Raw genomic sequence first — 7,752 nt, 5'->3', positions numbered from 1 at the left:
AAATTCAACGGACAGAATTTACCGGAGAAATATCTTTCGCAGCAATGGAAAACATTACTGCCGATTGAACAATATACCGAGAGCGGTCCGGATGATACTCCGTATGAAAAGAAATATGCCGGTAAAACAAAGCCTACATTTCCATACGATCTTCCGCAGATGCGCAAGCAAAACGGAAATTACGACCTGCTCTATATGACTCCCTTTGCCAACGATTTTCTTACAGAGTTTGCTAAAACAACCCTGGTGTCAGAGAAGATGGGTAAAGATGATGTTAGCGATTTCCTTTGCATTTCATATTCTACTACCGATGCTATAGGGCATGCTGTTGGCCCGAATGCCGTGGAGGTTGAAGATACATACCTGCGCCTCGACAGAGATATTGCCGACTTGCTGAAGACGCTTGATAAAGAAGTGGGTGCCGGAAATTATACCTTATTCCTCACGGCCGATCACGCAGTTGCCGATGTACCTCAATACATGAAGGACAATAAAATGCCTGCGGGTTATTTCAATGATAATTATACGGAAGCCAAGTTGAATGAATTTCTGGCAAGCTATTTCCCCGGTAAAAAACTTATTGCCAACATTAGCAACGACCAGATCTTTTTAAACCATGAAGCATTTCAGGGAAGTCCGAAAGCATCCGGTATAGATATGTTTATCGTGGCTGAATTGATCGGTAAATATCTGATGACCGTAGATGGTGTAGCAAATTACTATACCGAAGGTGTGCTGCGCCAGGGTAATTATAACGATGAAGGTATAAAAGGTCTTGCTATACGCGGCTACCATCCGAAACGCTCGGGCGATATTTTGTTTGTGTTAGAGCCGGGGTGGTTTGGTTCAGGCTCCATACAAGGCACTACACATGGTTCACCGTATGCGTACGATACAAACGTGCCGATGCTGTTTTACGGTAAGGGTATACGCAAGGGTACTTCCGTACACTATCATCCCATCACCGATATAGCGCCAACTATTTCCATGCTGCTGAATATTAAAATCCCCAGTGGATGTACAGGTAAACCCGTAGCAGAACTGTTTGATTGATTTATGTGACACGATTAACGTGTAACCGATAACTATAAGCGATAGCTTGAACATGAATGCCAACCACCTGTACCGTGGTTGGCATTAATTTTTATTCAATGGAAACCTTAGCGATATTGGTTATTGTTGACCAGTAAATATTCTGCACTATGTTAAAATCCATCCATCCGTTCGATCAATCGGTAATTGATGAGTTCCCCCTGCATACAGCGCACGATATTAAAGCCAAGCTTGATAAAGCTGCGCTGGCATTTAGTCTCTGGAAAAAGACTACAGTAAAGCAACGCAGTGAAATGTTACTGCGTGTTGCTGCGGTGCTTCGGAAGAACAAAGAAGATTATGCGAAGACGATTACATGGGAGATGGGTAAAATTATCGCAGAGTCGCGGGCGGAAGTGGAGAAGTGTGCTGCCGGCTGCGAATACTTTGCACACAACGCAGAAGCTTTTCTGGCCGACAGAATAGTAAAGACAGAAGCACAGCGAAGTTTTGTAGCGTATCAACCTATAGGAGCCATACTTGCTATAATGCCATGGAATTTTCCGTTCTGGCAAGTGTTCCGTTACGCAGCACCAGCGCTTACTGCCGGTAATGTTGGTTTACTCAAGCACGCTTCGAATGTTACAAAATGTTCCACTACTATCGAGAAGATCTTTCATGAAGCCGGTTATCCGGATGGTGTATTCCAATCACTCATCATTAACAGTGATGCTGTAGAACATATTCTTGAATCACCCATCGTGCAAGGTGTAGCACTTACGGGAAGTGAAACAGCGGGTACTAAAGTGGGTGCTATAGCAGGAAAGAATATAAAGAAATCGGTACTCGAATTAGGCGGCAGCGATCCGTTCATTGTATTGAATGATGCTGATCTTGACTTGACAGTAAAGATCGCCACGCAATCGCGTATGCAGAATGCAGGGCAATCGTGTATAGCTGCGAAACGATTTATAGTATTAGATACAATCAAAGATGAATTTATAGCACGTTTCAAAGAAAGTATAGAAGCACTTCGACAGGGTAATCCGTTTGATGAGCATATTACTACAGGCCCGCTGGCGCGTGTTGACCTTGCAGACGAATTAGATAAGCAACTACAAAATTCGGTAAAGCAAGGTGCACAGCTTATCACCGGTGGAAAAAAGAATGGCGCTAATTTTCAACCAGCTTTATTAAGCAGTGTAAAGCCCGGTATACAGGCGTTTGATGAAGAAACATTTGGTCCGCTCGCAGCCGTTATCACTGCGAAGTCTGATCTGGAAGCTATAGCATTGGCAAATGCAAGCCGCTATGGTTTGGGTGCATCTATTTGGACAAAAGATATAGAACGTGGCGAACGATTGGCACGCGAGGTTGAATCGGGTTCTGTATTTGTTAACTCATTAATGCGCTCCGATGCGCGACTGCCGTTTGGTGGCGTAAAAAAATCCGGCTATGGACGTGAGTTGCACGAACATGGCATTCACGAATTTGTGAATATCAAAACCATTTTTGTGGCGTGACAGGGAAAATTGTTTTTACTGCATAGGGGTTTCGAAAGAATGAATTGTCCTGAGAGGGAAACAACCTCTATACATTATGATCAGGCAATTACAAACCCTCTTGACAGCAACGTTTATTGCAACAACCTGTGTGCTCACATCATGTGATACCGAAGATCCGGGACCACTTCAGGATAAAGAAAAAGATTACTCGATCGTAGATTTCGATCGCCTGGAGATGGGCAGTGCATTTCACATTACGGTACAGCAATCAAACATATTTCGCATTCATGTAGAAGGAGATCGGAGAAACCTCGATGATCTCGAAGTATATAAAAGCGGAACCACGCTTATCATCAAGTATGAAGATAACGCCAACCGCAAGCACGATACCTATATAACTATTGAGATGCCAGCGTTGGCAGCGGTAAATTTTTCAGGAGCAACCGTATCCACTATAAAGGGATTCGAAAGCGATAATACTCTCGACTTTATTTTATCAGGCGCTTCAGTATGTCAGCTCGATGCAGGGTATCGCAAAGTAAATATGGATATATCAGGTGCATCAAGCCTGCGACTCTATGGTTTAGGCGATGAGTTAGATGCCACTGTTTCAGGCGCATCTGCATTCTCCGCATTTGATTATCCTGTACGCACAGCTGATATAGATGTATCGGGCGCAAGCCACGCGAAAGTAACTGTATCCGATGATCTCGATGCCACTGCAGGAGGAGCAAGCTCTGTTTTATATAGGGGAAATCCTTCTGTTACATCTTCTGTAAGTGGAAGCAGTACAGTGGAAAAAGACTAGAGTCGTGTAGAGTAAAGCTGAAAGCAGAAAGTTGAAAGCAGAAGTGAATGACTAACTGCTTTTAACTTTTTGCTTTTTACTTTCAACTTCAATTCCCGTAACATTTTTTCATTTTTTTCGTGTATCTTCATTCCGGAACTACACAGGTTCCCGACACGCCTATGCTTCTCATATTTTAAGTTTGGTACGTCCAGGCAATTCTTCTACGTGGCTTCGTTATGAAGCTATTCAAGTATTTATTTTTTTACGACTAAACTTAATGACAATGTCATTTTCTAAAAAAGTCAATTCTTTTTTTCGACTGTTTAAACAAGCAGTAAAAGGCGATCAACAGGAATATACTTCCGGAAGTATAGATCGTGCTATATTTCTTCTTTCCATCCCCATGATATTGGAGATGTCGCTGGAGGCCATATTTGCCTTGGTGGATATTTACTTTGTAAGCAGGCTGCATGATAACGATGCTATCTCCACGATTGGTCTTACCGAGTCGGTGTTAGCATTAATATACTCGATCGCTATGGGGATAAGTATGGCTGCTACAGCTATGGTGGCCCGCAGGGTTGGTGAAAAAGATATAGCTTCAGCGGAGACAGCCGCTATGCAGGCTGTTATTCTTGGCGTCTTCTTTTCAGTGCTTATCAGCATAGTCGGTATATTCTTTTCGGAAGATATTTTACGACTGATGGGCGGAAGCGAAACGCTTATTGCCAACAATGTGGATTATACAAGATGGATGTTCACCGGTAACATTACCATCATGCTGCTATTTATTATCAATGCCATTTTCCGAGGTGCAGGGGATGCTTCCCTGGCGATGCGTTCATTGTTACTGGCCAATGGATTAAATATACTGCTGGGACCTATATTTATATTCGGTCTTGGGCCAATACCAGGGTTGGGTGTAAAGGGAGCCGCCATTGCTACGAATATAGGCAGAGGTATAGGTGTTTGTTACCAGCTATATCATTTGTTAAGAGGAAATGGTATCATCAAATTATACCAGCAGAAGATTGCCGTAAAATTTGATATCATCAGAAAGCTGCTGGAAGTCGGAGCGGGTGCTACAGGACAATTTCTTATAGGCTCAGCCAGCTGGATTTTCTTAATGCGGCTTATGTCTGATTTTAAAACAGCACAGGCGGGTTATGTGATTGCTATACGCGTAATTGTTTTTGCTATACTTCCTGCGTGGGGCATGGCGAATGCAGCAGCAACATTAGTAGGGCAGAACCTGGGAGCCGGCCAGCCCGATCGGGCAGAGAAATCAGTTTGGAAGGCAGCACTGTTGAATATGATATTTCTCGGATTTATAACCGTACTGTTCTTTGTGATGGCCAGACCTATACTGAGTTTCTTCTCTACGGATGAAGTAGTATTGCAAAACGGTATACAATGCCTGCAGATTGTTTCACTCGGCTATATATTCTATGCGTATGGTATGGTGATCAACCAGTCGTTCAATGGCGCAGGCGATACACGCACGCCTACCATTATCAGTTTCTTTGGCTTCTGGATATTCCAGATTCCGTTTGCTTACTTTTTAGCGAAATGGATGCAGGTGGGGCCTACCGGTGTATACGCTGCTATATCTATTGCAGAATCGTTGATGGCAATTGTCGGTATAATTATATTCCGACAGGGCAAGTGGAAGGCTGTTAAAATATAGGTATAAATTTCGTGCGTCCCGAAATCTTTCCGGGACGCACGTTTTGATGTATATATATCAGGGATTCTTTTTCTTGAACGCAGCTTTAAAAGCATTGCCCAACTCATCGCCCGCTTTTTTCAGGTTGTCTTCTACTTCTTTCCAACGGTCTTTGTTCTCCGCTTCCTTTCTGAAATTTTCTGCAGAAACCTTAAGCTCATCGAGTTTCACTTCAAATTCCTTACGAAGCTTTTCGCTGGCTTCGTTAAATTCTACCATAAACTCATCAACGCGTTTGCCAAAACTTTTGAAGGCCTTCTCGGCTTTACCTTCGTCTTTTGTTTCCATAGGTGAGATTTTTTACAACTAGATAAAGATAACGGAAAAGCGGCTGATAAGTTAGCGGTTGTTTTTTTCTGTTGATGTTCACCTGAACATTTTTCCCCGATAGCCGGATATAGGTGCTGTTTTTAATTTGTACTCTGTGAAAGATATAGCTTCCTTTCCGGAAGCCGGGTAGGAAACACCGGCTTCATTTTGTAAAGTATAGTTTCCTCTCCGGTTGGCCAGAAGGAAATTCCTGCCCGCTCCCACATACCCCATTTCCTTTCAGCTTCATTAAATATATTTACATCGAATAACCGTTTGATTGAATGATTTTTAATATTGATTTTTCGATGATCGATCGCATGGAGATGCGGAATCTTAATATAACTCCTGATGAAATCGTTAATATTTTAAATAATCGGAGTTCTTATTTTGAAGCCAATGAGGATTTTATTTATGTTTTGGGATTCAGCACCCGAAGAAAGTTTATTCAGATGGCCTATCGCGTTTCTAAAAATGTTAATTTTGAGATAGAAGTCCTTCAAGTTGATTTACCATATGAAAAAGATATCAAACAGAATTGGTGTGGATTCTCCTGAAACGAAGAAGGATTATTTTGAGATCGTTCGTAATACGCCTCCTCATTTGAAAAAGAAAATGAAAATGAGTGACTTTCATTTGATGATAGAACAATTACGAGATCAACGTGATAAAAAATCATAACCTTTATCGCATGGTAAGATTACTTTGTATTTGCTTTTTGATTTTGTTTAGTTCTGTCTTTTCATCTTGCAGCTCATCGAAGCATCATAAAAAACTGAAACCCGGAAAACCAATTCCCTGTCCACACAAAGACTGCTGATGAACCTGCGAAAAATAGTTATCGCGATAGACGGATACTCGGCCTGCGGCAAGAGTTCTACGGCAAAAGAGGTTGCTGCTATATTAGGCTACCGCTATATCGACTCTGGCGCTATGTACCGCGCTGTTACATTATATTTTCTGGAGCATCATATTTCGCTCACCAATCCGAAAGAGATCATCAAGGCATTGGAACAGATCCATATCACGTTCAAGGTAAACCCCAAGAATGGTACAGATACTTTTCTCAACGGACTTAGCGTAGAGAAAGAGATCAGGAAGATGCGCGTGTCTGAAATGGTAAGCCAGGTAAGCACGATAAAAGAAGTGCGTGTAGCGATGGTAGAGCAGCAACGGAGAATGGGCAAGGAGCGTGGCATTGTGATGGATGGCCGCGACATTGGTACAGTCGTTTTTCCCGCGGCAGAATTGAAGTTATTCATGGTTGCCGATATGCAGGTAAGAGCATATCGCAGGCAGAAAGAGTTACTGGATCGCGATCAGATGGTAGACCTCGATGATGTGATCGAGAATATCCGCCAGCGCGACCAGATTGATACTACACGTGCAGAGAGTCCGCTACGGCAGGCCGAAGATGCCATTGTCATAGACACGACACATATAGCATTTGATGAGCAGGTAGACGAGGTTGTTCGCCTGGCTTTATCTAAAATTGTTTCGGCATCGCGTGCATAAAATATATATGGAGTTCACAAAAACGTAACTCCGGCAAACGATGTTTAAAGAATAAGAGATATATACTTATATCTCGTAGTATGCTAACCCCCCGCTCTCATGGAAAGTACGTTCAGACGGTTTATCCGCTACTTTTTTAGTGGTACGTTGTTCATTGTGCCCCTGGTGGCAACAGCGTATTTTATTTTTGTAGCATTTAGCTGGCTCGATAGTTTGTTGCGGCTTCCTTATCCCGGGCTGGGGTTCGTTATCATTCTCGTAGCCATTACAATTTTCGGCTACTTTACTACCAACTTTGCATTCAAAACCTTTGCTACATGGTTCGATCATGGCATGAACCGCATTCCATTGGTAAAGCTTATATACTCTTCGCTGAAAGATCTTCTCAATGCTTTCGTGGGCGATAAGAAGAAATTCAACAAGCCTGTGCTGGTGTTGATGAACGAAGAGAATAAACTGTACCAGATTGGTTTCATTACACAATCCGATCTGTCGGAGCTGGGTCTCAAAGATATGGTGTCAGTATATCTGCCACATTCGTATGCTGTATCGGGCTGGCATTATATAATATCCAAAGACCGGATCACACCTTTAAATATATCCGGACCAACCGCTATGAAATATATAGTTTCCGGTGGTATAAGCGGATTTGGTGAGAGCCACTAAAAAGTAAAACGGGTGCCTTGTCGTACAGGGCACCCGTTGTAAATACAGCTCGTATTATTTCCTAGAACTTGAATGTTACTCCACCGGAGATAGGCGTAAGACCAACGCTTACTTCACCAAATACACCAATGTTTGGCTGGAAGAAGTAACGTGCACCTGCATAGATACCCGGGCGAAGATCGCTGCCGTAGTTGTCATCATAAACAACA

General features: G+C 42.7%; 8 protein-coding genes. 7 read left to right on the top strand and 1 reads right to left on the bottom strand.

Translation table 11 applies throughout. The features are described from left to right. From VIN08_RS03170 to VIN08_RS03155, 4 genes are all read left to right on the top strand, one after another. The coding region (locus VIN08_RS03170) for an alkaline phosphatase family protein (protein WP_331960104.1) at positions 1-1,053 on the top strand (1,053 nt) is incomplete at its 5' end. Between the two features lie 149 nt (positions 1,054-1,202). Continuing rightward, positions 1,203-2,555: an NAD-dependent succinate-semialdehyde dehydrogenase gene (locus VIN08_RS03165; RefSeq protein ID WP_331960101.1), complete on the top strand. Its 1,353-nt coding sequence runs from the start codon at positions 1,203-1,205 to the stop codon at positions 2,553-2,555. Between the two features lie 76 nt (positions 2,556-2,631). After that, positions 2,632-3,345 carry a head GIN domain-containing protein gene (locus VIN08_RS03160; protein ID WP_331960098.1) on the top strand — a complete coding sequence of 238 codons (714 nt, stop codon included), beginning with the start codon at positions 2,632-2,634 and terminating at the stop codon, positions 3,343-3,345. A gap of 265 nt (positions 3,346-3,610) precedes the next feature. After that, positions 3,611-5,014, top strand: coding sequence for an MATE family efflux transporter (locus VIN08_RS03155; protein ID WP_331960095.1), 1,404 nt, complete (start codon positions 3,611-3,613; stop codon positions 5,012-5,014). A 57-nt stretch (positions 5,015-5,071) separates the two neighbouring features. Here VIN08_RS03155 and VIN08_RS03150 read toward each other — a convergent pair whose 3' ends face one another. Further along, positions 5,072-5,341 carry a hypothetical protein gene (locus VIN08_RS03150; RefSeq protein ID WP_331960092.1) on the bottom strand — a complete coding sequence of 90 codons (270 nt, stop codon included), beginning with the start codon at positions 5,339-5,341 and terminating at the stop codon, positions 5,072-5,074. Positions 5,342-5,646: 305 nt separating this feature from the next. Here VIN08_RS03150 and VIN08_RS03145 point away from each other — a divergent pair, with 305 nt between their 5' ends. The 3 genes from VIN08_RS03145 (at position 5,647) to VIN08_RS03135 (ending at position 7,543) form a co-directional block, all read left to right on the top strand. Further along, the gene (locus tag VIN08_RS03145; protein ID WP_331960089.1) at positions 5,647-5,919 is read left to right on the top strand and encodes a hypothetical protein; all 273 of its coding nucleotides are present in this window, start codon (positions 5,647-5,649) and stop codon (positions 5,917-5,919) included. 268 nt (positions 5,920-6,187) lie between these two features. Next, on the top strand, positions 6,188-6,877 hold the full coding sequence (gene cmk / locus VIN08_RS03140) for a (d)CMP kinase (RefSeq protein ID WP_331960107.1): 690 nt from the start codon (positions 6,188-6,190) through the stop codon (positions 6,875-6,877). Positions 6,878-6,976: 99 nt separating this feature from the next. Further along, positions 6,977-7,543: a DUF502 domain-containing protein gene (locus tag VIN08_RS03135; protein ID WP_331960086.1), complete on the top strand. Its 567-nt coding sequence runs from the start codon at positions 6,977-6,979 to the stop codon at positions 7,541-7,543. Positions 7,544-7,752 lie beyond the last annotated feature (209 nt).

This window comes from Ohtaekwangia sp., assembly GCF_036568665.1.
Lineage (GTDB): Bacteria > Bacteroidota > Bacteroidia > Cytophagales > Cyclobacteriaceae > Ohtaekwangia.
This window is presented reverse-complemented; position numbering and strand designations above follow the sequence as displayed.